Genomic DNA, 24,083 nt, shown 5'->3' with positions numbered 1-24,083 from the left:
CTCAGGCGCCGGCTGCGCTGTGGTCGCGGCAGGGCACGGTGCCGCAGTCCGCGCACACGACGAACTGACGACGGCACGACGCGTCGGGGCAGTTCGCCGTGCGGCTCGTCGCCGCGCCGCAGCCGGCGCACGTGCCGATGACCGCAGCGTGGTCGCTGAAATCGACCGATCCGCGCTTGTCGAACACGTACAGCGAGCCCTCCCACAGACCGTCGTCACCGTACTTCTCGCCGTAGCGCACGATGCCGCCGTCGAGCTGGTACACCTCGCCGAAGCCGCGCGACACCATCAGGCTCGACAGCACCTCGCAGCGGATGCCGCCCGTGCAGTAGGTCACGACAGGCTTGCCCTTGAGGTCGTCGTAGACGCCCTCGTCGAGCAGGCGCACGAAGTCGCGCGTGGTGTCGGTGTCTGGCACCACGGCGTTCCTGAACCGACCGATCTCGGCCTCGAGCGCATTGCGCCCGTCGAAGAACACGACGTCGTCGCCGCGTTCCGCGAGCAGGCGGTGCAGCTGCTCGGGGTCGAGACGCGCGCCGCCTCCGACGACTCCGTGCTCATCGACCCGCAGCTCGTCCGGCGCCCCGAACGATACGATCTCGTCACGCACCTTGACGCTCAGCTTCGGGAAGTCGGCGCTGAATCCGTCGGCGTCGATCGCGGTGCCTTCGCTCCACTTGATGTCGGCGTCCGTGAACGCCGGATGCTCGCGGAACCGGCGCAGCCACTTCTTCACCGCGGGCAGGTCGCCTCCGAGCGTGCCGTTGATGCCGTCCTTCGAGATGATGATCCGCCCGCGCAGCTTGAGGGACTCGGCGAGATCCCGCTGCCAGAGCCGGATCGCCTGAGGATCGGCCAGCGGCGCGAATGCGTAGAACAGCACGATCTTCGGAGTGGGCACCAGGAGATTCTACGTCTCACCGTGCTCGGGCCCTCAGGCGTCGCGGGGCCCTGGGGCAGCGACGTGCCACCCGACAGCGGAAACGCCGTGAGCCCCGCACTTCGTGCGGGGCTCACGGCGTTTGGCGGTGACGGCGGGATTCGAACCCGCGGTTGCTTGCACAACACACGCTTTCCAAGCGTGCTCCTTCGGCCGCTCGGACACGTCACCAGGGAACAACCTGTCCATCCTATCCGATCGCGCGCATCGCATCGGACCAGGATCGGGCTCAGTCGAACCGCACTCCGTACATCGTCGTGTCGGGGCCGGAGTCGAGCCGGTGCATGCCGAGGCGCTCGTAGAACGCACCCGCGCCGGTGTTCGTCGGGTTCATGCCCAGGTGCAGACCGCGTACGCCCCGGGCCCTCAACTCGGCGAACAGGGTCTCGATGAGGCGCCGGCCGAGGCCCTGCCCCTGTGTCTCGGGCAGCAGATCGATGTGCAGGTGCGCGGGATACTCGGCCGCGTGCTTCTCGCTGCCGGGCGCGCGGCGGCTGGCATAGCCGATGATGCCGTCCTGGCGGGTCGGCTCGGCCGCACCCGAGAGCGGGTACAGGCCCTGCTTCGAGGGCCACCACTCTTCGCGGAACCACCGCTCGAAGGCATCCGTGTCGTCCGTCGCGACGACGTAGCCGATCGTCCGCCCGTCGGCCGACTCGACCACCCACGCGAGATCCGGATGCCGCACGGCATACGGTGCGGCGAAGACGTCGCCCCACAGCCGGTCGTCGGTGAAGATTCCGGTCGCGTCGCCCCCGGCATCCGCCGTCTTCACGCAGATGTCGTAGAGGGCGTCGCGATCGGCGTCACGATACGGGCGGATCTGCGTCACGAGGGCTCCTCTGTGCGGGTTCGGGGGTCGGCAACCAGCCTAGTGACGCCCACGAGAGCACGAATGCGCCGACGATCAGGGCAGCCGATGCTCCCACGAGCGCACCGCCCAGCGTGTCGGTGATCCAGTGCACGGCGAGCAGAGTGCGCGACAGCGCCATAGCGACCACCCAGAGGACCCCGGCGATCGCCATCCAGACGCGGGGGAACACGAGCCAGAGAACCACGGCGATAGTCGCCGCGTTCGACGTATGCCCTGAGGGGAATGAGCCGAAGTCCGAGGTCACGAGCATGTCATCGGGTCGCGCTCTGGCGAAGATCTCCTTCAGAAGCTGGGTGAGGCCGGCGCTCACCACGAAGGACAGAGCCGCGAACACGGCCCCGCGCCATCGACCCAGCAGCACGAGCAGCAGCACGATCAGCAGCGGCACGAGAGCGATCGCGACCCAGCCTCCGCCGATCCAGTTCAGCGCGTACGCCGCCGACAGCATCCAGTCCTGGCGCACCTGCGACATCAGGTGGTTCCAGAACGCGTCGAGTCCGATGGTCGCACCTCGGGGCAGCAGCACCACGAGCACGCCCAGCAGCGCGGCGAGGGTCAGCATCGCGCTTCCGGCGATCAGCAGCTTCCGTCTCGTCATCGTCCCATTGTGCCCCTGCGACCAGGCAACCCCGGGATATCGGCGTCGGTCCCTGGCGCGCCGACGCCCTCCCGAACCGCGATTCGGGAGGGCGTCGATGGTTCGGGCGGGATCAGCCCTTCGTCGCGCCGGCCAGCAGGCCGCGCACGAAGAAGCGCTGCAGGGCGAAGAACACGATCAGCGGAACGATGATCGAGATGAAGGTTCCCGCCGACTGCAGGAACCAGCGGTTGCCCCAGGTGCCCGACAGCGAGTTGAGGGCCTGGGTGATCGGCAGCGCTCCCGGAGAGGCGAAGATCGTCGCGACCAGCAGGTCGTTCCACACCCAGAGGAACTGGAAGATCGCGAACGAGGCGATCGCCGGCATCGCCAGCGGCAGGATGATCCGGAAGAACACCTGTCCGTGACCGGCGCCGTCGACCCGTGCTGCCTCGACGATGTCGCCAGGGATCTCGGCGATGAAGTTGTGCAGCATGAACGTCGCGAGCGGCAGCGCAAAGATCGCGTGCGCGATCCATACCCTCGCGAAGCTGAACTCGACATCGTTGAGTGTGAGACCGGGGAAGACAGCCACGTCGTTGATCGTGAGGCCCTCCGAGAACAGGCTGAGCAGCGGCACCAGGGCCATCTGCAGCGGCACGATCTGCAGGGCGAACACGAACACGAACAGCATGTTGCGGCCCTTGAAGTCGATCCACGCGAAGGCGTACGCGGCGAGCGCCGCGATCACGATCGGGAAGACCGTGGCCGGGATCGTGATGGCGAGCGAGTTCACGAACGCCGTCGCGAGGGTCGTCGACGTGCCGCCGGCGTTGAGGGCCTCGACGTAGTTCGCGAAGGTGAACTCGGGGTTGGTGAAGGCCGTCCACCAGCCTGTGGACTGGGTGTCGGCACCAGGCCGGAACGACGTGACGAACAGCCCGAAGGTGGGGATGGTCCAGAACACCGCGATGATCGCGGCGGCGATCGTGGCGCCCTTCGAGGTCAGCTTCTTGTGGGCGATGGCCTCGTTGCGCCTAGTGTCGCGGGCGACCTGGCGCTTGGTGCGCGTGTCGCGGACGATGGCTTCGGTGGCGCTCATCAGCGGATCTCCCTCTGCTTCGACAGTGAACGGGCGTTGTAGATGATCAGGGGCAGCACGAACAGGAACAGCACCACGGCGAGCGCCGATGAGTGACCGTAGCTCTGGAAGCGCTGCTGCTGGTTGACCATCTCGAAGCCGAGAACGGTGGTGTCGTCGCGGCCGCCGGTCATCACCGCGACGATGTCGTAGACCTTCAGCGAAGCGATCGTGATCGTCGTCAGGACGACGATCAGCGACGACCGGATGCCCGGCACGGTGACGTTCCAGAACCGCTGCCAGGCGTTCGTGCCGTCGAGCTCCGCCGCCTCGAGCTGCTCGGTGGGCACTGCCTTGATCGCGGCCGAGAGGATGACCATCGCGAAGCCCGTCTGCGTCCAGATGAAGACGATCAGCAGCATGAAGGTGTTGATCAGCGGCTTGACGGCGAGCCAGTTCACCGGGTCGCCGCCGAACATCGTCACCATGGCGTTGAGCAGGCCCAGCTGGTCGCCCTGCCGGTAGTCGTACATGAACTTCCAGATGATGCCGGCGCCGACGAACGAGATCGCGACGGGCATGAACACGAGCACCTTGAGCAGCTTCTCACCGCGCGCGCGGTCGATGAAGACGGCGTAGGCGAGACCGAACGCGACCGAGATCGTGGGGGCGAGCAGCGCCCAGATCAGGGTGTTGATCACCGACCAGGTGCCGACCGGGTTGGTGAAGACCCACACGTAGTTCTCGAGGCCGACGAACTCGTCGCCGGTCTTGTTGAAGAACGACTTGATGAAGGTCGAGATGGCCGGGTAGATCAGGCCTAGCAGGAGCATGATCGCGGCGGGCGCCATGAACAGCACGAGCTGGAAGAGGTAGCCGGCGCCCTGGCGCGAGCGGTAGTCGGCGAAGAAGAGAAGCGCACCCGAGAGAAGCGCGATCGCGACGACGTAGAGCACGGCGTTCGAGTACGGGCGCAGCAGCATGAGCGCCAGCACCGGGATGACGAGGCATGCGACCAGTCGCATGATGAAGTAGCCCCGACCGGGGCGGGGTGCGAACTCGATGAGGACGAGGACGATGCCGACGACCACCCCGAAGACGAGCAGCACGGCGGGGATCTGCGCCAGCGGATGCAGTCCACCCAGCCACAGGAAGAAGTTGTTGAGCGACGCCGGCCCCAGGGCGATGCGCGCGGGGTCTTCGACCGGAGCCGAGATGATGAGCAGGAACAGCATCGCGGCGATGAGGATGAAGCCGGCGGCGACCACGATCTTCGTGACTCGGCGCCCCTTGGCATCCACCCCGTGCGTCGTCTTCGGCAGTTCCGCCGTTTCCTTGTCGTCGACTGTCAGCAGTGACATGGGATCCCCTTCTGAGTACGGATGCGGGGTCGGGCATCGCTGCCCGACCCCGCTTTCACCAGCGGATTGCGCTCAGACTAGCGCCACCGACTAGTTCTCGTAACCTGCCTGGATGTCCTTCAGGACCTGGTCGGTCGCCTTGCCGTCGACCCAGTCGACCATGCCCTTCCAGAACGAGCCGGAGCCCACCGTGGACGGCATGAGGTCGGACGCGTCGAAGCGGAAGACGGTCGAGTCGTCCTGGAGGATGCCCATGGCCTCCTGCAGGAACTCGCTGCCTGCCAGGCTGGCGTCGGCGTTCTTGTTCGCGGAGATCACGCCGCCCAGCTCGACGCGTGCGTCGGCGAACTCGGGCGAGGCCATGAACTCGAGCACCTTCACCGTGGCTGCGTCGTCGTTGAAGCCGGCGACGAACTCGCCGCCACCCTCGACCTGCAGCTCACCCTCGGTCAGGCCGGGGGTGATGAACGCGTACACGTCACCGTCGGGGCCGACCTCCGGGGTCTCGCCATCGGCGTTCTTCACGTCGAGGAAGTTCGCCGAGAGGAACGACGCCTGGTGGGTCAGCGCGCAGCTGCCGTCGGCGACCTTGGCCGCGACGTCGCCGAACGCGGTGGAGTTGATGCTCTTCACGTCACCGAAACCGGCGTTGACGTAGTCGGGGTTGAGGATGATCGAGCCGACCGCGTCGAAGGCGTCCTTGATCTCAGGGTCCGTGAACTTGACGTCACCGGACACCCATTTGTCGTAGACCTCAGGACCGGACTGACGGAGCACGAGGTCCTCGATCCAGTCGGTGCCGGGCCAGCCGGAGGCGTCACCCGAGGCGAATCCGACGCACCAGGGCGCCTGACCCGACTTCTCCTTGATGGTGTCGGTGAGCGTGATCATCTCGTCCCACGTCTTGGGGACCTCGACACCCCACTCCTTGAACTTGGCGGGCGAGTACCAGATGTAGCCCTTCAGGTTCGCGAGCATGGGAGCCGCGTAGAACGTGTCGTCGAACGTGCCGTACTTCTTCCAGTCCTTCGACCAGTTCTCGTCGACGGCCTTCGCGACGCTCTCGGGAGCCTCTGCGACCTTGCCGGTCTCGACGAGGGTCTTGAGCAGACCGGGCTGGGGGACGACCGCGATGTCGGGGGCGTCGCCACCGGTCACCTTGGTGACGATGTTGCCCTCGAAGCTCTTGTCGCCGGTGTACTCGACCTTGATGCCGGTCTCCTTCTCGAAGGCGGCGAAGCTCTCGTTGAGGTCGTCGGCCTCCGTGCCCGTGATGCCTCCGGAGATGCGGACGGTCGCGCCCTTGACGTCGCCGTCGCCGCCTCCTTCTCCGGGGGTGGCCTCCGCGCATCCGGTCAGGGCGATCGCAGTCGCTCCGACCAGGGCGAGGGGAGCAAGCAGGCGGTATCGCTGTGACAGAGCCATGTGTTTTCTCCTCTTCCAGGGTGTTCCGGACCTCTTCGGCGGAGAATTCCGCGACGTTGAGGAACCGATTCCAGGACAACCTACTTGCCCCGGGCGTCCCGGCACAATGCCACGCGGAGACAATCTCACAACCGTTGTGCAGACGTGACCCCGCACGTGGGAGCGCTCCCACAGCGTAACCTGTGGAACCGGTTCCCTTCTACGCGCGATCTCGGTAATCTGACTGCGCCCGATCCGAGGAGCAGCAGCATGAGCACGATCGCCGACGTCGCCGCGAGAGCCGGCGTGTCCAAAGCCACGGCCAGCCGTGCGCTGAGCGGCGGCGGCTACGTCTCCACCGGCACCAGGGAGCGCGTGCGCGCCGCCGCTCGCGAGCTGCACTACGTCGCCCACTCCTCGGCGACCAGCCTCGCCACCGGGCGGTCGCTGTCGGTCGGCGTGATCATGCCCGCCCTGGACCGCTGGTTCTTCGCGGAGCTTCTCGCGGGCATCCAGGAAGGGCTCCTGGCCGCAGGACAGGACCTGGTGCTCTACGGAACCCAGGAGGGTTCGGCCGAACGCGAACGGCTCTTCTCCGACGTCCTCCCCCGCCGCCGACTCGACGGGATCATCGCCATCGGCATCCAGCCGAGCAACCACGAGCTGGAGCGACTCGTGCAGGTCGGATCGCCTCTGGTCAGCATCGGCGCGTACCACGACGAGAACAGCTCGGTCTCGATCGACGACGAGGCGGCGGCCCGCATCGCGACGGAGCATCTGATCGATCTCGGACACCGCGACATCGCCTTCCTCGGTGGACGCGAGGATGCCGCGACGCACGCCTACGGCGACGAGCAGCGACTGCGCGGATACCGCTCTGCTATGTCCGCCGCGTCGCTGCAGCCGGCGATCCGGCATGCGCCGGGTGAGCCGACGACGCCAGGCGGATACGAGGCAGGTGTGCGCATGCTCGGTGATCGGCAGAGCAGACCGACCGCTTTCGTCGCGGTCTGCGACGAGGCGGCGATCGGCGGCATCATCGCCGCGCGGCGCCTGGGGCTGTCCGTGCCGGCCGAGCTCAGCGTGGTCGGGATCGACGATCACGCCCATGCGGAGATGTTCACGCTGACGACCGTGCGTCAGCATCCCCGGGCGCAGGGTCTGGCCGCAGTCGAGCTGCTGCGGTGCCGGATGGATGCCCCCGACGCGCCGCCCGAGCAGCGGGCGCTTCCGCTCGAGCTGGTCGTGCGGGCATCCACCGCGGTTCCGAGGCCCTGACCGCCGAGCGCGCCGCCCACCGGAACGGCAGAAGGCCCCCGGTCGGAACCGGGGGCCTTCGCTACGCAGTGAAGCGTGATTACTTGAGGGTGACCGTGGCGCCGGCGGCCTCGAGGGCCTCCTTCGCCTTCTCGGCGGTCTCCTTGTTGGCGCCCTCGAGGACGGCCTTCGGAGCACCGTCGACGACGGCCTTGGCCTCGCCGAGGCCCAGCGAGGTGAGCTCGCGGACGGTCTTGATGACCTGGATCTTCTTGTCGCCGGCAGCCTCGAGGATGACGTCGAACGAGTCCTTCTCCTCCTCGGCCTCAGCAGCGCCAGCGCCACCGGCAGCGCCGGCAACGGCGACCGGGGCGGCCGCGGTGACGTCGAACTTCTCCTCGAACGCCTTCACGAAATCGCTGAGCTCGACGAGGGTGAGGCCTGCGAACTGCTCCAGCAGCTCCTCAGTGGAAAGCTTCGCCATGATGTATCTCCTAGATAAAGGTGTGGTTGTTGTGAGGGGATCGCCGGTCGCTCACGCGGCCTCGGCGGTCTCCAGCTTTTCGCGAAGCGCGTCGATGGTGGCGGCAGCCTTGCCCATCGTCGCCTTCATCATGCCCGCTGCCTTCGCCAGCAGAACCTCACGGCTCTCGAGCGAGGCGTACTTGTTGACCTCGTCGGCGTCGAGGGCCTTGCCCTCGAAAACGCCGCCCTTGATCACGAGAAGCGGGTTGGCCTTGGCGAAGTCACGCAGAGCCTTGGCAGTGGCGACGAAGTCACCGTGCACGAACGCCACGGCCGAGGGACCCTTGAGGTCCTCGTCGAGCGACGTGATCCCCGCGTTGTTCGCGGCGATCTTGGTCAGCGTGTTCTTCACCACGGCGTACTCCGCGTCCTGACGGATGTTGCCGCGCAGCTCCTTGAGCTGGGCAACCGTCAGACCGCGGTACTCGGTCAGCAGGACGGCGTTCGAGTTCTCGAAAGACTTCGTGAGCTCGGCAACCGTTGCATCCTTCTGCGCCATGGTCACTCCTTACGTGTACGGACGCCACGCGGATGCGGGACGTCGACCTCGACCGCCCCACGACATGAGAAAAGCTCCGGCGCAAGCGCACGGAGCTTCGAGAAGAAATTCGCACACCTGCGCGGGCCCCTGCTGAGCAGTGCTTCGATCGTCACGTTCGCACACGACGATGACCGGCGGTCTTCGGTTATGACCAACTGTACGGCATCCGCTCCCCTCGCCCAAATCCGGGGTCGGCGCGACTCGCTCCCGCCCCTGCACCAGTTGCCGTCGAGTGCACCACTTGGCGACGTCCGTTTCCGGTGCGCTGGACGATATGTGGTGCACTCGGTGCTCACGGCGCCCGCACACTGAACTCGGCCAGCCGAGCGCCGAGGCTGCGCGACGTGCGGATGTGCGCCGATCCCCAGCGCACCAGCCCCCATCGGGTGCGCCCCCGTATCCAGTCCTCTCGTCTCTTCTCCTCGATCAGCACGTCCTCGAGCGACCTGCCCTGACGCATCGCCGCGTCCCGATACTTCGTCTCACCGTCGAACTCGCCGAAGAAGCGCACATCGTCCATGCCGAAGTCCACGAAGTACGGGCGTCCCTGCGGGCCGGCGATCTCGACCTGCAGGCGCGGCGGAGCGAATCCGAGCCGATGCAGTTGAAGCCTGCTGACGCTCTCGCCGGGCAGCTGGGCGCGGCCGTCGGCGAACTCCGAGACCCACCGCGCCTGGCGGATGCCGCGGGCTCCGGGGTGCTCGGCGATCCGCTGCGCCATGCCGAGGCGCCACGACTCGACGGCATCCAGGTCCCACTCCCGCCCTCGCAGCGCCATCTGCCGCTCGGCTGCATCGGCGACGGCGACCGCCGCTTCTCTCGGAAGGGTCCGGATCAGGTCGAAGACGGTTCTCGACAGGCTCGTGCACGGGATGCCGTCGATCACCTCGACGTCGAGCGGGCCGTACGGTTCGATGTGGCGCGTGACATCATCGCCGCTGGAGTTCCGTCTCTCGGGACCGCAGAGGAGGTGCACCGACCTGGGCTGAACGCGGTACAGCGGCAGATCCCACAGCACTGCTGCCGAGGTGCGGCAGACGGGAGCCGCGGTCCACGCGTCGCGCACGACCGCGATGACATGAGCGCGGTGTCTCTCCTCCGGCCACAGCGAGGCCCACTCTTCCGCGTCGATGTACCAGCCGCGCCGGATCACGTGCATCCGTCCGGCCCTCACCGCTCGCTGTACTGAGCGTTCCGTCCATCCGGCCAGCAACAGCATCCGACGGGAGCGGATCTCGACGGCGAGATCGGGAACGGGCTTGCGCATGCGCCAACCTCACCGCATCCCGCCATCCTGTCCGGTTGGACTACCCACGCGCTGTGGGCAACTCGACGGACCGCCGGATTGTGCAGAACAACCGGATGCGCGGCGAGCGCACCACTTCACGCCGAGAGCACCACCTATCCGCGTGGCCACGTGGTGCACTCGGCGACTGATGGTGCGCTCGACATCAGCGCGACGGGGCGCGGCGAAGCGGCGTGGGAGAGAAGGGATGTCCGGAGGTGAGCGTTAGGCTCTTGGGGTGACTCCCGAACTCCAAGCGCGCATCCTCGCGGACTCCCGCGATCGCGTCGCATGGCTTCGGGCGCGAGCACGCGGGATCACCGCGACGGACGTCGCCGGGCTCTCCGGAGAGGCCTCGATCTCGCGGGCGGCGGATGCCAAGCTCGGGGCTGGTCCGCGCTTCGGCGGCAACGCCTACACCGACCACGGGCGGCGGCGCGAGCCGGAGATCGCGGCCTGGGTCGCGGCGACGCACGGCATCCTCCCCTCTTCCGCGCTCTTCCACGCCGAGATCGAGAAGCGCCACCTGGCGACGCCCGACGGCATCTGCGTCGACGGAGAGGGCCGCGTGCTGCTCGCCGAGATCAAGACGACCAACAAGTCGTGGCGCACCATCCCCCGCACCTACCTGCGACAGGTGTGGTGGCAGCAGCACGTGCTCGGCGCCGAGCGCACGCTGTTCGTGTGGGAGGAGCACGACGACTTCAACCCGATCCACGACGAGCCGCGCTCGGTGTGGATCGACCGCGACGAGAAGGAGATCGGCCAGCTCGTGGCCCTCGCGACCCGGCTGATCGACGAGCTCTACCGCCGCACGACCGGTCAGGCCCCTCCTACCCGTGCCCCGCTGGCGCCGAGCCGGCGCAACGCGCTGCGCGAGCGCGACATGTTCCGCGCACTGGCGCTGTCGGAGTAGTCGCTCACATCGGCGCGAGCACGAGCGCGGCTTCGGCGGCGACCTCTTCGGCGATCGCATCGAGCAGCGGCGATCGCAGGTTCCACTGCTGCCAGTAGAGCGGCACACGGATGCGCGGCTCTCCCAGTGACACAAGCGCATCCGAGAGGTGCGGCGCCGGGATCAGTCCCCAGCCGAGCCCCAGGCGCACGGCCTCGGAGAAGTCGTGCGATGCGGGCACGTAATGGCGAGGCACCTGCCACGGGTCCACTCCCCTGGCGCGGAGCCAGCCCTGCTGCAGCGCGTCTCGCCGATCGAAGTCGACGAAGGGCGCGCGTGCGAGCGCCTCTGCGGTGACGCCTTCGGGAAACCAGCGCTGCACAAAATCGGCGGTCGCCATGGCGCGGTACTCGAGCACGCCGAGCGGGGTGACGGCGCTGCCGCCGACCGGATCGGCCTCGCTGGTCACGGCCGCCATCACCTCGCCCGACTCGAGCATGCGGGCGGTGTAGTCCTGGTCGTCGCGGTGCAGGTCGACGTCGATCGGATGCTGCCGCGCGACGCGCGCGAGCGGAGCCAGGAACCACGTGGCCATCGAGTCGGCGTTGACGGCGAGGGGCACACGTACGCGCGGGGCGGCGACCCCGGCGGCGTCGCCGAGCCCGAACGCCGCGACGGTGTCGTGCTCGAGCAGGGCCACCTGGCGCGCGAGGCGCACGAGCGCCTCTCCGGCCTCGGTGGCCCGGACGGGCCGCGAGCGCACGACGACGGCGCGACCGATCTGCTGCTCGAGCGTCTTGATCCTCTGGCTCACGGCCGACTGCGTGACGTGCATCCGCCGGGCGGCAGCCTCGAAGCTGCCCTCATCGACGACCATGGCCACGGTGGCCGCCAGCTGAGCGTCGATCTTCATATAAGTCACGCTAATGCAATGACAGGGATCTTCGCTGGAACTGATCGACCATCGGCTCTAGCGTTGATCCGTGCTCACCTTCCTCTCCGGTCTCGGACTCATGTACTCGCTGATCATCGCCGTCGGCGCCCAGAACGTCTTCGTGCTGCGTCAGGGCCTGCGCCGCGAGCACGTGCTGCCGGTGGTGCTCATCTGCGCCGCATCGGATGCGGCGCTCGTGCTCGTCGGCACGGCGGGCCTGGGCTTCCTCATCGCCGAACTGCCCTGGCTGATCGTCGCCGCCCGATGGCTGGGAGGCATCTCGCTGGTCGTCTACGGCATCCTCGCCGCGCGGCGCGCATGGCGGGCAGAGGGCGAGACCCTCGTGGCGGACGCAGCACAGGCATCCGGATCGGCACAGGCATCCGGATCAGGATCCGCGTCCAGCGGCGGAACAGCGACCCTCTCGCGGTCGCGGCTCGCACCGGTTCTCGCGGCGACCCTCGCGTTCACGTTCCTGAATCCGAACGTCTACCTCGACACCGTGCTGCTGATCGGGTCGATCGCCGCGACGCACGGCGACGCGCGCTGGGTCTTCGCCGGGGGTGCCATCCTCGGCAGCATCACGTGGTTCTTCGCCCTCGGCTTCGGCGCCCGCCACCTGGGCCGCTGGCTGCGGACGCCGCGGGCGTGGCGCATCCTCGACACGGTCATCGCGGCGCTGCTGGTCGTCATGGGCGTGCTGCTCGTGCTGCCCGTCTTCACCGGCTGACCCCGGCGAGCCGCGAGGAGGCCTCGCTCAGGCCCCGTCGAGCGGGCGGAGGATGCGGGTGAGGAACCGCTGCGTGCGCTCCTCGCGGGGCGCGCCGAAGATCTGCGACGGATGCCCCTCCTCCACCACCACGCCGGCATCCATGAACAGCACGTGGTCGGCCGCCTCCCGGGCGAAGCTGAGCTCATGCGTCACGACGACCATGCTCCAGCCCTCATCGGCGAGCTCCTTGATCACCAGCAGCACCTCGCCGACGAGCTCGGGGTCGAGGGCGCTCGTGGGCTCGTCGAAGAGCAGCAGATCGGGGCGCAGGGCCAGCGCGCGCACGATGCCGACCCGCTGCTGCTGACCGCCTGAGAGCTCGTGCGGGCGGGCGTCGGCCCGGTCGCCGAGGCCGACCCTTTCGAGCAGCCCCCGGGCCTCGGCGACCACCTCGGTCTTCGGACGCCCCTGCACACGCCACGGTCCCTCGATCACGTTCTCGAGCACCGTGAAGTGCGGGAACAGGTTGTGATGCTGGAACACCATCGCCGAGCGATCGCGCAGCGCGAGGCGCTGCCGCGGCGTCACCCGCTCGGCGAAGTCGATCTCGGGCCCGCCGTCGACGACGACCGATCCGGCATCCGGCGTCTCCAGGCCGTTCAGCGACCTCAGCACAGTGGTCTTGCCCGAGCCGCTCGGCCCGATCAGCACGACGACCTCGCCGCGGTGCAGGGTCAGGTCGATCCCCCGCAGCACCTCGTTGTCGCCGAAGCGCTTGTGGAGCCCGCTCGCCGTCAGCAGCGGCGGAGACGAATCAGTGCGCGACACGTTGATCGAGCCTCCTCTCGACGGCACTCTGCCCGAACGACAGCACCAGGCAGAACACCCAGTAGACGAGCGCTGCCGCCAGATACAGCACCATGAACTCGTAGGTGGTCGACGCGATCTGCTGGCTGACCTTGAACAACTCGGTCACGAGGATCAGCGAGGTGAGCGAGGTGTCCTTCACGAGCGAGATGAAGGTGTTCGACAGCGGCGGCACCGACACCCGGGCCGCCTGCGGGAGGATGACCCGGGTCAGGGTGCGCGTGCGGTTCATCCCGACCGTGTACGCGGCCTCCCATTGCCCCTTCGGCACCGACAGGATCGCGGCTCGCACGACTTCGGCGCCGTAGCCGCCGACGTTCAGCGAGAGGGCGATGATCGCGCTGGGCCAGGAGTCGATCGTGATGCCGATCGACGGCATCCCGTAGAAGATCACGAACAGCTGCACGAGCAGCGGCGTGCCGCGGATCACCGAGATGTAGAACCGAGCCAGGTTCGACAGCACCGGGTTCACCGAGATGCGCATCAGCGCGATCCCGATGGCGATGAGCAGCCCGAGCGCGAACGACACCAGCGCGAGCGGCACCGTGGCCGTGAGGCCTGCGAGTGCGATCGGGCCCAGTGAGTTCAGGAAGAGCTGCCAGGCATCCATCGACGCGAGCTTACTCGGTGACGTCCTCGCCGAAGTACTTCTCGCTGATCTCCGCGAGCGTCCCGTCGGCCCGCAGCTCGTCGAGCGCACCGTCGACAGCCTTCACGAGCGCGGTCTTGTCCTTGGTGAAGGCGAACGCCTGCTCGCCCGCCTCGTCGGTCTCGGCGGCGATCTTCAGGCCGGTGGGACCGTCGGTGGTCTCGTAGTCGAGGAAGGTGAGCTTGTCGTTGATGGTGGCATCGACGCGTCCCTGACGCAGCAGCGCGACCGCCTGGGCCCAGCCCTCGACGGCCTCGATCTTCGCTCCCGACTCCTTCGCGAGCTCGTTCCAGTTGCTCGTCAGCGACTGCGCGGCGGTCTTGCCCTCGAGGTCGTCGAACGAGCTGATCGAGTCGTCGTCGTCCTTCACGACGATGACGCCGGGCGACACGGTGTACGGCTCGCTGAAGAGGTACTTCTCTTCGCGCTCGTCGTTGATGGTGACCTGGTTCGCGATGACGTCGAAGCGTCCTGCATCGAGGCCCGCGAAGATGGCATCCCACTGCGTCTCCTGGAACTCCACCTCCAGGTCGAGCTTCTCGGCCACTGCCTGGATGATCTCGACGTCGTAGCCGGTCAGGGCGCCCGTGCCGCCGTCTCCGTGGAAGCTGAACGGACGGTACGTGCCCTCCGTCGCCACGGTGAGAGTGCCGTCCTTGACGAGTCCGAGGTCGGCGCCGGCACCGGACTCCGCCGAGCTGCTGGAGGCGGGTGCCGTCGAGCCGCTGCAGGCGGTGAGCGCTGTGGCTGCGATGACGAGTGCGGTGGCGGCGATGAGACGACGGGACATGAGAACCCTCCTGGGGTGTGCGGTGCGGTGACGCGGTGATCTCACACTATGCGCGCGGAGAGGGGCCGGGGCGCGAATGACGCCGTGTGACATGCAGAACGCCCCCGCCGGCGAACCGGCGGGGGCGTTCTCAGTCACTCGGACTCAGATGGCGTTGACGTCCAGCGGGATGCCGGGGCCGAACGTGGTCGACACGGCGCCCTTCTGGATGTAACGGCCCTTCGAGCTCGACGGCTTGAGGCGGACGATCTCCTCGAGAGCTGCGCCGATGTTCTCGTCGAGCTGCTCAGCGGTGAACGAGGACTTGCCGACGATGAAGTGCACGTTGGCGTGCTTGTCGACGCGGAACTCGATCTTTCCGCCCTTGATCTCCTCGACGGCCTTGGCCGGGTTGGGGGTCACGGTGCCGGTCTTGGGGTTGGGCATGAGGCCACGGGGGCCGAGCACCTTACCCAGACGACCGACCTGGCCCATGAGCTCAGGGGTCGAGACGGCTGCGTCGAAATCGGTCCAGCCTGCGGCGACCTTCTCGATGAGCTCGGCTCCACCGACCTCGTCGGCGCCTGCGGCGATGGCGGCCTCAGCGGCAGCGCCGTTCGCGAACACGATGACGCGAGCGGTCTTGCCGGTGCCGTGGGGCAGCATGACGGTGCCGCGCACCATCTGGTCTGCCTTGCGGGGGTCGACCGAGAGCTTCAGCGCGACCTCGACGGTCGAGTCGAACTTCGACGAGCCGGTCTCCTTCGCGAGGGCGACAGCCTCGGTAGGGGTGTAGAAACGGTCTGCCTCGATCTTGGCGAGGGCAGCCTGGTATGCCTTGGACTTGGTAGCCATTGTTATCTCCCTCAGCCCTCGACCGTGATGCCCATCGAGCGCGCAGTGCCCTCGATGATCTTCGATGCGGCGTCGATGTCGTTCGCGTTCAGGTCAGCCTGCTTGGTCTCGGCGATCTGACGGACCTGGTCCTTGGTGATCTTGCCGACCTTGACGGTGTGCGGGGTGGCCGAGGCCTTCGCGACGCCTGCGGCCTTCTTGATCAGCTCTGCAGCCGGCGGGGTCTTCAGGACGAACGTGAAGCTGCGGTCCTCGTAGACGGTGATCTCCACGGGGATGACGTTGCCGCGCTGCGACTCGGTCGCGGCGTTGTACGCCTTGCAGAACTCCATGATGTTCACGCCGTGCTGACCGAGCGCGGGGCCGATCGGCGGCGCCGGGTTGGCTGCACCGGCGTTGATCTGAAGCTTGATCAGGCCGGTCACCTTCTTCTTGGGTGCCATGATTTTCCTTTCATCGAGCGGATGCCGATGGCATCCCTCTCCCGCATTCCCGGCGTCTCCGGGGCGCGGTGCCGTCTGTGCTCGCGCACAAACCACAACAGTCTACCGCATGCAGAACGCCCCGCCGGACGGAGCCGGCGGGGCGTTCTCGTGACGCGGGGCGTCAGATCATCTTGGTGACCTGCTCGAACGACAGCTCGACCGGGGTCTCGCGCTCGAAGAGCGAGACGAGCACGGTGAGCTTGCCGCTGGCGGCGTTGATCTCGCTGATCGTTCCGGGCAGACCCGCGAACGAGCCCTCCTTGATCGTGATGGTCTCGCCGACCTCGAAGTCGACCTCGGCCGCCATCGGACGAGCCACGGCGACGCCGCCCTTGGCCGCGATCGACTTCGCGGTGGGGACGTCCTTGACCTCGACGAGCGACTTCAGCATGTTGAAGGCCTCTTCGAAGCGCAGCGGGGTCGGGTTGTGGGCGTTACCCACGAAGCCCGTGACACCGGGCGTGTGGCGCACGACCGACCAGGTGTCCTCGTTGAGCTCCATGCGCACCAGCACGTAGCCGGGGATGCGCACGCGGTTGACCATCTTGCGCTGGCCGTTCTTGATCTCGACGACGTCCTCCATCGGGACCTCGATCTGGTAGATGTCGTCCTCGACCTCGAGCGTCGACTTGCGCTGCTCGATGTTGGCCTTCACCTTGCGCTCGAAGCCGGCGTAGGAGTGGATGACGTACCACTTGCCGGGCAGCATGCGCAGGTCGGCGCGGAACGCCTCGTACGGGTCCTCCTCGGCGGCGGCCTCGTCGTCTGCGGGCTCGCCGCCGACCTCGGGACCGTCGTACGGGGTGACCTCGTCGGCCGCGGCCGCCTCGGCCTCGGCGGACTCCTCCGCCACTGCGTCGTTGAGGACCTCGGCGGCTGCTTCCGTCTCAGCCGCTTCGTCCAGGTTCAGAGCGTCGTTCACGATCGCGTCCGCCTCCGGGTCTTCGATTTCGATGTCATCGGTGCCGTCGTACTCGACGTCGATCTCAGCGTCGCCCTCGATGTGCAGAGCGTTGTGCTCGGCCGCCGAGGACGACTGCTCCTGCTCGGCGAGGACGTTGCCCTCCTGGGCTTCGTCTTCTTCGCTGGACTGCTCTGCAGCGGTCGCCCAGTCGGCGTCGTCGGAATACTTGTCAGACACTTTGCTTCTTTCCAATCGCTGCGACGGCCCGCCTGGCGGACCGTCGAAGTGGGTGCATCAGCTCAGCGGGACTCCGAAGACGTAGTGCGCTCCGGTTCCGAAGAGCCAGTCGAGTCCGTAGACCAGACCCATGACGATCAGCACGAAGACGAAGACCACGGTGGTGAACTTGGCGAGTTCCTTGCGGGTCGGCGTGACGACCTTGCGCAGTTCGCTGATCACCTGGCGGAAGAACAGGGCGATGCGTCCGAAGAAGCCGAGCTTGCTGTCGCGCAGGGCGTAGGTGCCCGAGGCGGCGATGTCGCCGCGAACGTCGTCCTGGTCCATGCACGTACCTTTCGTGAGTCAGCATGCGCTGACGCGCAGGGCGGACAGGAATCGAACCTGCAACCTGCGGTTTTGGAGACCGCTGCTCTGCCAATTGAGCTACCGCCCTAGAGACCGGATGGCCTCTGGGTCCGCCTCCCGCCGCCGCGCCCTGGGGCACGGTGAAGGATGCAGACAACTGCCCCTCAAGTGTACGGCATCCGGAACCGTCGGCCGAACCGGCGCCGACGCCCGCGTGAGTCGCGCCGATTCGGGCAGACTGGAGCATGCCGGTCCTCACCGGATCGGAGCAGTGTCGAGAGGGGCGCAGTGGGCGCGGATGTGCAGCAGTTCCAGGTGGACCTTCGTGGAGTCGTCGACCTGCTGAGCAGGCACATCTACTCCGGCCCTCGCGTCTACCTCCGCGAGCTGCTGCAGAACGCACGGGATGCCATAGCCGCCCGCTCCGAGGTCGACGGCGGCGGCACTGGCATCCGGATCACACCGCTCACCGACGACGGCGAGTTCGTGCTGCGCGACGACGGCGTCGGCCTCACCGCCGACGAGGTCGCCGATCTGCTCGCGACCGTCGGCCGCAGCTCGAAGCGCGACATCTTCGACCTCCCGCGCAGCGACTACCTCGGCCAGTTCGGCATCGGTCTGCTGAGCTGCTTCATGGTCTCGGATCGCATCGTCATCCGCTCGCGCAGCGCCCGCGGCGGCGCCGGCGTGGAGTGGACGGGCAGCTCGGACGGCACGTTCCAGGTGGCCGAGCCCGCCGGCGAGCTGCCGATCGGCACGAGCGTGCACCTCACCCCGCGTTTCGAGCACGCCGACCTGCTGCGACCGGCGGCGGTCAGGCAGCTCGCGCAGGACTTCGGTGAGTTCCTGCCGGTGCGGGTCACGGTGAGCATGCCGGGCGGCGACGTCGACATCACCCGTGCGGCGCCGTTCCTCGGCGAGGGCGATGCGGATGCCGCCCTCGCCTACGGCCGCGACCTGATCGGCGCGACCCCGATGGACGTCATCGAGATCTCCGAGCCCGCCACCGGCACACGAGGACTCGCGTACGTGCTGCCGTTCGCCCCGCCGCCGAACCTGCGCCAGGCGACGCGCACGTACCTCGGCCGGATGCTGCTCGCCGAGCGCTCGACAGAGGTGCTGCCCGACTGGGCGTTCTTCGTGCGCGCGGTGGTCGACACCACCGGGCTCTCCCCCACCGCCAGCCGCGAATCGCTCGTCGAGGACTCGGCTCTCGAGCATGTTCGGGAGCAGCTCGGCGCAGGCATCCGACGCTGGGTGCTCGAGCTCGGGCTCACCGCCCCGCACCTGCTCACCCAGTTCGTCGCCGTGCACGAGCTCGGCCTCAAGTCGCTCGTGCGCCACGACGAGGAGCTCTCCCGCTTCATCACGCGCTGGCTCACGGTGGAGACGACGCACGGCAGCATCCGGATCGGCGATCTCGTCGAGCGCCACCGGCACATCCGCTACGCGCGCACCGTCGACGAGTTCCGGCAGGTGGCCGGGATCATCCCCGCCACCGAGGTGCTCGTGAACGGTGGCTACCTGTACGACGCCGATCTCGTCGCCGACCTGCCTGCACTGTATCCCGACGTCACGGTCGAGCAGATCGACGTCACAGGCGAGCTCGACCGGCTCGACCCGCCCCCGCTCGACGACCGCGCGGCGGCGATCGCGCTCGAGGCGCGAGCGGGCGAGGTGCTCGCGGCATCCGGATGCGGCGTGATCGTGCGCACGATCGCCCGAGCGGATCTCACCGGGCTGTACGTCGCCGACCCGCGGGTGCTGCGGGCGATCGACCGCGGGCGCACCAAGGGGATCACCGGCGGACTGTGGGGCGGTGTGCTGTCGAAGGTCGACGACACGATCGGCGGAGCGGGCGACGACGACCTGCGGGCGCGGCTGTGCCTGAACTGGTCGAATCGCGTGGTGCGCACGCTCTCGACCGTCGACGACGACGCCGTGTTCTCGCGCACCGTGCAGCTGCTGTACATCCAGGCACTGCTCGCCGGCCACCATCCGCTCACCGACGCCGACCGGGGCCTGATGACGACGGCGCTGAGCGACCTGGTCGCACTGTCGGCCGGCGTGCGCGACGACTTCCCCTTCGCCGGGCACGACCTGCTCGACTCCCCCGACCCGGCCGCCGCCGACCGGCCCGATCCCCGCCCCGAGGAGCACTGATGACCGACCGGAGCCGTTTCCAGCAGCTGCTCGACGAGATCGACGCCACCCCCTGGGGCCCGCACGAGCAGGCGCTCACCGCCGAGGCCGTCGCCCTCGCCCAGGAGCTCGGCGACGAGCAGCTGGAGTACCAGGCCCGCATGCGCCAGACCGCCTCGGCGAACATGGGCGGGCTGACCGACGTCATGCTGAACTCCTTCGCATGGTGCCTCGCGCACCACGACGCCGATCCGCAGCGCTTCCCGCTCGACATCGACAACGGCGCCGCCGACCTGATGTGGCAGTTCAAGTGGATGGCGTCGACGCTGCGGGCCTCGCCCGCGTTCTCGAGCGAGCAGATCGCCGCCGTGCTCGACGACATGGAGGCGCATTACCGTCGCGCCGGTCTCGGCCTGAGCGGCGTGCTGACCGCCCGGTTCGAGGATGCCTGGGCCTCGGGCCGCATCGACGAGGCCGAAGCGCTGCGCGGGCAGCTCGAGACCACTCCGCGAGACGACTACAGCCACTGCGACGCGTGCGGACGCAGTCAGGCCGCAGGGTTCTTCGCCGTCACCGATCGTGACGAGCAGGCGATCCGTCTGGTGGAGGAGATGATCGAGGGCGGATTCTCGTGCGGCGAGGAGCCGGAGCACGCGCTCTCGCGCGTGCTGCTGCCGTACCTGCGCGCGGGACGACCCGACGATGCGCGCGCGGCGCACCTGCGCAGCTACCGGCTCGCGAAGGACAACCCCGACAACCTCGGGATCATCGCGAACAGCATCGTGTTCGCCGCCGCCACCGGCAACGAGGCGAGGGCCCTGTCGATGGTCGAGAGGCACCTGCCCTGGCTCGCGCACGACCCGTTGAACGTCGACGGCCACTTCGCGATGCTCACGGCGATCGCCTTCGCCCTCGATCGGGTGACGGCCGTCGGCCACGGCGACGCCGCCGTCCGCGGCGCCGGCTCTGCGGACCTCGAGCCGTTCTTCGGCGCGCGGGAGGGCGCGTGGACGGCATCCGCCCTCGCCGCGGCGGCGGGCGAGGCCGCCGACCGGATCGGCGCCGAGTTCGACGCCCGCGACGGGTCGGACTGGCACGCGCAGCGCCGTGCGCGCGTGCAGGCGCTCGCGTCCGAGCGCTGGGAGGTTCCGATCCGCTCCGACGCGTTCGCCGTCGAGACGCCGGCTCCCGAACCGCAGGATGCCGACGGCTGGTTCGACCGCGCAGTCGCGCTGGCGAGCTACGGGTCGGAGCGCGACGCCCTGGCCGCCGCGGCCCGCGTCGGCGAGCTGCCCGACGCGGAGCGACGCGCACGACTGCTGGGACTGCGCATCGGCGCGCATGCGTCGCTCGAGGACTGGGACGCCGCCGAGGCGCTGCTGCCGGTGCGCGGCGAGGCGCTGCGCCAGGCGGGGCGGGCCGAGCAGGCCGACCTGGAGACCAGGCGGGGGCTCGCCCTGTACGGACGAAGCGCGGTGGGCGATCACGCCGGGCTCGAGCAGGAGTGGGCGGATGCCGCTCGGCTGCCGGCCTGGTCGCGCGGCGACGTCGCTCTGACTCTGGCCGCCCTGCGGCTGCGCGGCGACGATCCCGCCGGTGCCGCAGAGCTCACCGAGCACGCCGCCGCGTGCTTCGCCGAGGCGGACGACTCCCGGCTGATCGCCGCGAGCATGATGCTGCGTGCGATGGCGCATGTGGCGATGGGCGAGATCGAGCAGGCTCATGAGCTGCTGGCGGCGCTGCTCGCCGACGACGATCTGAACGCCGGCCAGCGGGCCCGGCTTCTCGAGCTGCGCGCGCGACTGCACGGCGGGGCCGGGCGCCTCGACGAGGGCGCGGCCGACGCCGACGTCGCCGCCGGCATCCTGACCCGGCTCGGCGCATCGGTCGCGCTGGCCGAGACGCAGATGCTCGCGGGGGCGCTCTGGGAGGACGCGGGGCACCCCGACCAGGCCCTGTCCCGCTACCGGGCCGGGGTGCGCCTGATGCAGGAGCGTGACGTCGACGTGACCGGTGCGCAGTTCCGGCTCGGCCGGGCGATGCTCGCGGCCGGACACGCCGGCGAGGCCGTCGAGCTGCTCGGCGACGTCCTTCAGCGCGAAGAGCAGAACGGCGCCTCGGCCGCGTCGCGGGCCATGACGGCGAGCGTGCTGGCCCGCGCCCTGGTGGCCGCGGACGAGTACGGGCAGGCCATGGGCGCCTACGGCTATGCGGCGGAGCTGCACGCCGAGGCGGGTGAGCCGGCCGAGCAGGCGATGGTGCTCACCGAGCAGGCGAAGATCCTGGCGCGGTTCGGCGAGCACTCCGACGCGCAGGAGCTGCTCGAGCAGGCAGCGGAGCTCGTGCGGCCGACCGAGGCGGTCGGTGCGATCGTCGAGGTGCTGCACAACCTCGGGCAGGCCTATGGCGGCGCCCGTGACGAGCGCGCCTTCGCCCTGTTCGACGAGGTGCGCGCACTCGCCGTCGAGCACGAGGCCGACTGGCTGGTCGCCGACGTGACCGACTCGCGCGGGCGCGCGCTGATCGAGTTCGACCGCATCGACGAGGCGATCTCGGCGCTGCTGACCGCGGCAGACGGGTTCGCCGCGATCGGGGATGCCGCGTCGGCAGGCGGCTCGGAGCTGTTCGCCGCGCGCACGCTGACCGGCCTCGACCGGCTCGACGACGCCGTTCCCCTGTACCGGAGCGTGCTCGACCGCTCTGCGGACATCCCGCCGCTCAGGCAGGTCGCGGCCCTCGAGCTCGGCGACGTGCTCGAGAAGCTCGACCGTGCGGGCGAGGCCGCGGAGGTGCGCGGGCTGCTGGGCTGAGCCCCGCGCGGTTCGGGTGGCCGCGGCTCGGCATCCGGCCGGGCTCACCGGTCGCAGGACAACACGCGAGAACAGGACCGATCCCGCCGGATTGTCCTGTTTTGGCGTGCTCTCCTGTTCTCGGCGAGTGGGCGGATGCTCAGAACGGCCTGAACCCGGCATCCGGATGGCCGAGAGCAGACGGACATACGAGAACAGGCCGGATGCTGGGCATCCGGCCTGTTCTGTGAAAGCCGATCAGGCCTTGCGGATCAGCTTCTTGTTGACGAACTCGTCGGCGGCCAGCAGACCCAGCTCACGCGACGTGCCGCTGCGCTTCACGCCGCCGAAGGGCAGCTCCGGGCTGTCGGCGAGGGCGATGTTCACGTAGACCATGCCCGCCTCGATGCGGTTCGCGACGCGCTCCGCCTGCTCGGCGTCGGTCGTGAACACGTACGAGCCGAGCCCGAAGGTCGTGTCGTTGGCGAGCTCGACGGCTGCGTCCTCGTCGGCGACGCGGTACACGACGGCGGCGGGGCCGAAGAGCTCCTCGCGGTAGACGTCCATCTCGGGCGTCACATCGGCGAGCACGGTCGGCGCGAAGAACGCGCCGTCGCGGGTGCCTCCGGTCAGCACGGTCGCGCCCTGGGCGACGGCCGTGTCGACCTGCTCCTGCAGCCGCTCGGCGGCGGCCAGCGACGAGAGCGGTCCGAGAACCGTGTCCTCGTCGGTCGGGTCCTCGGCCGAGACGGCGGCGAGAGCCGCGGTGAACTTGGAGGTGAACTCCTCGTACAGGTCGTCGACGACGACGAAGCGCTTCGCGCCGTTGCACGACTGGCCGTTGTTGTCGAGGCGTGCGTCGACGGCGAGCTGCACGACCGAGTCGAGGTCGTCGGTCGAGAGCACGATGAACGGGTCGGATCCGCCGAGCTCGAGCGCGACCTTCTTGAGGTTGCGGCCGGCGACCTCGGCGACGGCGGCGCCGGCACGCTCGGAGCCGGTCACCGAGACGCCGTGCACACGCGCGTCGGCGATGATCGTCGCCGCCTGCTCGTTGGTGGCGTACACGTTGACGTAGGCGCCGTCGGGCAGACCGGCGTCGCGGTAGATGGCCTCGATCGCGGCGGCCGACTCGGGGCACTGCGGGGCGTGCTTGAGGATGATCGTGTTGCCGATCGCGAGGTTCGGGGCGGCGAAGCGCGCGACCTGGTACGCCGGGAAGTTCCACGGCATGATGCCGAGCAGCGCGCCCAGCGGAGCACGTCGCACGACGGCGGTGCCCTCGCCGAGGATCTGCAGCGGCTGGTCGGCCGTGATCACCTCGATGTTGTCGGCGTAGTACTCGATGATGTCGGCGGCGAACTCGACCTCGCCGACGGCGGCGGCGATCGGCTTGCCCATCTCGCGCACGATGATGGCGCCGAGCTCGTCCTTGCGCTCGCGGTGCAGCTCGGCGATGCGGCGGATGACCGCGGCGCGGTCGGCGGGAGCCGTGGCGCCCCAGGTCTTCGCGGCCGAGGCCGCGCGCGCGATCGCGTCTTCGATCTGGGCGTCGGTGGCGGTCTCGTAGCTGGCGACGGTCTCGCCCGTGGCGGGATTGACGACGGCGTAGTCGGTCATGTCGGTTCCTCTCGTGAAGTGCGGATGCTGTG

The 24,083-nt window shown here is 68.8% G+C and carries 23 protein-coding genes and 2 tRNA genes; 5 read left to right on the top strand and 20 right to left on the bottom strand.

The window, feature by feature from the left end; translation table 11 throughout:
- Position 1 precedes the first annotated feature (1 nt).
- From AB0N59_RS07405 to AB0N59_RS07375, 7 genes are all read right to left on the bottom strand, one after another.
- Entirely contained in the window at positions 2-901 is a 900-nt protein-coding gene (locus tag AB0N59_RS07405; protein WP_363480841.1) for a rhodanese-related sulfurtransferase, read from the bottom strand.
- A gap of 122 nt (positions 902-1,023) precedes the next feature.
- Positions 1,024-1,111, bottom strand: a tRNA-Ser gene (locus AB0N59_RS07400).
- A 58-nt stretch (positions 1,112-1,169) separates the two neighbouring features.
- Positions 1,170-1,772, bottom strand: coding sequence for a GNAT family N-acetyltransferase (locus tag AB0N59_RS07395; protein ID WP_363480838.1), 603 nt, complete (start codon positions 1,770-1,772; stop codon positions 1,170-1,172).
- Complete coding sequence (locus tag AB0N59_RS07390; RefSeq protein WP_363480835.1) at positions 1,747-2,412, bottom strand: phosphatase PAP2 family protein; 666 nt, start codon at positions 2,410-2,412, stop codon at positions 1,747-1,749. The genes AB0N59_RS07395 and AB0N59_RS07390 overlap by 26 nt, the downstream gene beginning before the upstream one ends.
- Positions 2,413-2,524: 112 nt before the next feature.
- Positions 2,525-3,493, bottom strand: a complete 969-nt coding sequence (locus AB0N59_RS07385) for a carbohydrate ABC transporter permease (RefSeq protein ID WP_363480832.1) — start codon at positions 3,491-3,493, stop codon at positions 2,525-2,527.
- Positions 3,493-4,833 carry a sugar ABC transporter permease gene (locus tag AB0N59_RS07380; protein ID WP_363480830.1) on the bottom strand — a complete coding sequence of 447 codons (1,341 nt, stop codon included), beginning with the start codon at positions 4,831-4,833 and terminating at the stop codon, positions 3,493-3,495. Before AB0N59_RS07380 ends, AB0N59_RS07385 begins: the two co-directional genes overlap by 1 nt.
- Before the next feature lie 90 nt (positions 4,834-4,923).
- Entirely contained in the window at positions 4,924-6,258 is a 1,335-nt protein-coding gene (locus AB0N59_RS07375; RefSeq protein WP_363480827.1) for an extracellular solute-binding protein, read from the bottom strand.
- A 249-nt stretch (positions 6,259-6,507) separates the two neighbouring features.
- On the opposite strand from AB0N59_RS07375, the gene AB0N59_RS07370 reads away from it, so the two are divergent.
- Positions 6,508-7,515 carry a LacI family DNA-binding transcriptional regulator gene (locus AB0N59_RS07370; protein ID WP_363480824.1) on the top strand — a complete coding sequence of 336 codons (1,008 nt, stop codon included), beginning with the start codon at positions 6,508-6,510 and terminating at the stop codon, positions 7,513-7,515.
- Between the two features lie 79 nt (positions 7,516-7,594).
- Here the strand turns inward: AB0N59_RS07370 and rplL are convergent, their stop codons facing one another.
- The 3 genes from rplL to AB0N59_RS07355 all read right to left on the bottom strand — a co-directional run bounded on the left by rplL (position 7,595) and on the right by AB0N59_RS07355 (position 9,827).
- Positions 7,595-7,978, bottom strand: coding sequence for a 50S ribosomal protein L7/L12 (gene rplL, locus AB0N59_RS07365; protein WP_204974404.1), 384 nt, complete (start codon positions 7,976-7,978; stop codon positions 7,595-7,597).
- 51 nt (positions 7,979-8,029) lie between these two features.
- Positions 8,030-8,518, bottom strand: a complete 489-nt coding sequence (gene rplJ / locus AB0N59_RS07360; RefSeq protein ID WP_204974405.1) for a 50S ribosomal protein L10 — start codon at positions 8,516-8,518, stop codon at positions 8,030-8,032.
- Between the two features lie 334 nt (positions 8,519-8,852).
- Positions 8,853-9,827 carry a hypothetical protein gene (locus tag AB0N59_RS07355; protein WP_363480820.1) on the bottom strand — a complete coding sequence of 325 codons (975 nt, stop codon included), beginning with the start codon at positions 9,825-9,827 and terminating at the stop codon, positions 8,853-8,855.
- Positions 9,828-10,083: 256 nt separating this feature from the next.
- On the opposite strand from AB0N59_RS07355, the gene AB0N59_RS07350 reads away from it, so the two are divergent.
- Positions 10,084-10,761, top strand: coding sequence for a YqaJ viral recombinase family protein (locus AB0N59_RS07350; RefSeq protein WP_204974407.1), 678 nt, complete (start codon positions 10,084-10,086; stop codon positions 10,759-10,761).
- A 4-nt stretch (positions 10,762-10,765) separates the two neighbouring features.
- On the opposite strand, the gene AB0N59_RS07345 is transcribed toward AB0N59_RS07350, so the two are convergent.
- On the bottom strand, positions 10,766-11,653 hold the full coding sequence (locus tag AB0N59_RS07345; protein WP_363480817.1) for a LysR family transcriptional regulator ArgP: 888 nt from the start codon (positions 11,651-11,653) through the stop codon (positions 10,766-10,768).
- A gap of 70 nt (positions 11,654-11,723) precedes the next feature.
- On the opposite strand from AB0N59_RS07345, the gene AB0N59_RS07340 reads away from it, so the two are divergent.
- Complete coding sequence (locus AB0N59_RS07340) at positions 11,724-12,404, top strand: LysE/ArgO family amino acid transporter (protein WP_363480815.1); 681 nt, start codon at positions 11,724-11,726, stop codon at positions 12,402-12,404.
- Positions 12,405-12,431: 27 nt separating this feature from the next.
- Here AB0N59_RS07340 and AB0N59_RS07335 read toward each other — a convergent pair whose 3' ends face one another.
- From AB0N59_RS07335 to AB0N59_RS07300, 8 genes are all read right to left on the bottom strand, one after another.
- Positions 12,432-13,214, bottom strand: a complete 783-nt coding sequence (locus tag AB0N59_RS07335) for an amino acid ABC transporter ATP-binding protein (RefSeq protein ID WP_363480812.1) — start codon at positions 13,212-13,214, stop codon at positions 12,432-12,434.
- Positions 13,201-13,863, bottom strand: a complete 663-nt coding sequence (locus AB0N59_RS07330) for an amino acid ABC transporter permease (RefSeq protein WP_363480809.1) — start codon at positions 13,861-13,863, stop codon at positions 13,201-13,203. The genes AB0N59_RS07335 and AB0N59_RS07330 overlap by 14 nt, the downstream gene beginning before the upstream one ends.
- A gap of 10 nt (positions 13,864-13,873) precedes the next feature.
- Positions 13,874-14,692 (bottom strand): amino acid ABC transporter substrate-binding protein, encoded by an 819-nt coding sequence (locus AB0N59_RS07325; protein WP_363480806.1) that lies wholly within the window; start codon positions 14,690-14,692, stop codon positions 13,874-13,876.
- A gap of 144 nt (positions 14,693-14,836) precedes the next feature.
- Entirely contained in the window at positions 14,837-15,526 is a 690-nt protein-coding gene (gene rplA / locus AB0N59_RS07320; RefSeq protein WP_363480803.1) for a 50S ribosomal protein L1, read from the bottom strand.
- Positions 15,527-15,537: 11 nt separating this feature from the next.
- Complete coding sequence (rplK, locus tag AB0N59_RS07315) at positions 15,538-15,969, bottom strand: 50S ribosomal protein L11 (RefSeq protein ID WP_099195392.1); 432 nt, start codon at positions 15,967-15,969, stop codon at positions 15,538-15,540.
- Between the two features lie 163 nt (positions 15,970-16,132).
- Positions 16,133-17,152, bottom strand: coding sequence for a transcription termination/antitermination protein NusG (gene nusG / locus AB0N59_RS07310; protein WP_363480800.1), 1,020 nt, complete (start codon positions 17,150-17,152; stop codon positions 16,133-16,135).
- 57 nt (positions 17,153-17,209) lie between these two features.
- Positions 17,210-17,479 carry a preprotein translocase subunit SecE gene (secE, locus tag AB0N59_RS07305; RefSeq protein ID WP_204974413.1) on the bottom strand — a complete coding sequence of 90 codons (270 nt, stop codon included), beginning with the start codon at positions 17,477-17,479 and terminating at the stop codon, positions 17,210-17,212.
- Positions 17,480-17,515: 36 nt separating this feature from the next.
- A tRNA-Trp gene (locus tag AB0N59_RS07300) sits at positions 17,516-17,588 on the bottom strand.
- Positions 17,589-17,815: 227 nt separating this feature from the next.
- Here AB0N59_RS07300 and AB0N59_RS07295 point away from each other — a divergent pair.
- Together AB0N59_RS07295 and AB0N59_RS07290 are read left to right on the top strand one after the other, a co-directional pair.
- Entirely contained in the window at positions 17,816-19,663 is a 1,848-nt protein-coding gene (locus AB0N59_RS07295; protein WP_363480797.1) for an HSP90 family protein, read from the top strand.
- Positions 19,663-22,452, top strand: coding sequence for a hypothetical protein (locus AB0N59_RS07290; RefSeq protein ID WP_363480795.1), 2,790 nt, complete (start codon positions 19,663-19,665; stop codon positions 22,450-22,452). Before AB0N59_RS07295 ends, AB0N59_RS07290 begins: the two co-directional genes overlap by 1 nt.
- A gap of 237 nt (positions 22,453-22,689) precedes the next feature.
- Here AB0N59_RS07290 and AB0N59_RS07285 read toward each other — a convergent pair whose 3' ends face one another.
- On the bottom strand, positions 22,690-24,051 hold the full coding sequence (locus tag AB0N59_RS07285; RefSeq protein ID WP_363480792.1) for an NAD-dependent succinate-semialdehyde dehydrogenase: 1,362 nt from the start codon (positions 24,049-24,051) through the stop codon (positions 22,690-22,692).
- Between the last annotated feature and the right edge of the window lie 32 nt (positions 24,052-24,083).

Source organism: Microbacterium sp. NPDC089321 (genome assembly GCF_040684935.1).
Classification (GTDB): domain Bacteria; phylum Actinomycetota; class Actinomycetes; order Actinomycetales; family Microbacteriaceae; genus Microbacterium.
The sequence above is the reverse complement of the archived record's forward strand: the minus strand, read 5'-3'. Positions and strand labels throughout refer to the sequence as shown.

Coding starts and splice junctions, on each gene's coding strand:
- AB0N59_RS07385 (WP_363480832.1), bottom strand. CDS start 3,493: ATGAGCGCCACCGAAGCCATCGTCCGCGACACGCGCACCAAGCGCCAG.
- AB0N59_RS07390 (WP_363480835.1), bottom strand. CDS start 2,412: ATGACGAGACGGAAGCTGCTGATCGCCGGAAGCGCGATGCTGACCCTC.
- AB0N59_RS07375 (WP_363480827.1), bottom strand. CDS start 6,258: ATGGCTCTGTCACAGCGATACCGCCTGCTTGCTCCCCTCGCCCTGGTC.
- AB0N59_RS07330 (WP_363480809.1), bottom strand. CDS start 13,863: ATGGATGCCTGGCAGCTCTTCCTGAACTCACTGGGCCCGATCGCACTC.
- secE (WP_204974413.1), bottom strand. CDS start 17,479: ATGGACCAGGACGACGTTCGCGGCGACATCGCCGCCTCGGGCACCTAC.
- AB0N59_RS07285 (WP_363480792.1), bottom strand. CDS start 24,051: ATGACCGACTACGCCGTCGTCAATCCCGCCACGGGCGAGACCGTCGCC.
- rplL (WP_204974404.1), bottom strand. CDS start 7,978: ATGGCGAAGCTTTCCACTGAGGAGCTGCTGGAGCAGTTCGCAGGCCTC.
- AB0N59_RS07370 (WP_363480824.1), top strand. CDS start 6,508: ATGAGCACGATCGCCGACGTCGCCGCGAGAGCCGGCGTGTCCAAAGCC.
- AB0N59_RS07325 (WP_363480806.1), bottom strand. CDS start 14,692: ATGTCCCGTCGTCTCATCGCCGCCACCGCACTCGTCATCGCAGCCACA.
- rplA (WP_363480803.1), bottom strand. CDS start 15,526: ATGGCTACCAAGTCCAAGGCATACCAGGCTGCCCTCGCCAAGATCGAG.
- rplK (WP_099195392.1), bottom strand. CDS start 15,969: ATGGCACCCAAGAAGAAGGTGACCGGCCTGATCAAGCTTCAGATCAAC.
- rplJ (WP_204974405.1), bottom strand. CDS start 8,518: ATGGCGCAGAAGGATGCAACGGTTGCCGAGCTCACGAAGTCTTTCGAG.
- AB0N59_RS07355 (WP_363480820.1), bottom strand. CDS start 9,827: ATGCGCAAGCCCGTTCCCGATCTCGCCGTCGAGATCCGCTCCCGTCGG.
- AB0N59_RS07345 (WP_363480817.1), bottom strand. CDS start 11,653: ATGAAGATCGACGCTCAGCTGGCGGCCACCGTGGCCATGGTCGTCGAT.
- AB0N59_RS07290 (WP_363480795.1), top strand. CDS start 19,663: ATGACCGACCGGAGCCGTTTCCAGCAGCTGCTCGACGAGATCGACGCC.
- AB0N59_RS07380 (WP_363480830.1), bottom strand. CDS start 4,833: ATGTCACTGCTGACAGTCGACGACAAGGAAACGGCGGAACTGCCGAAG.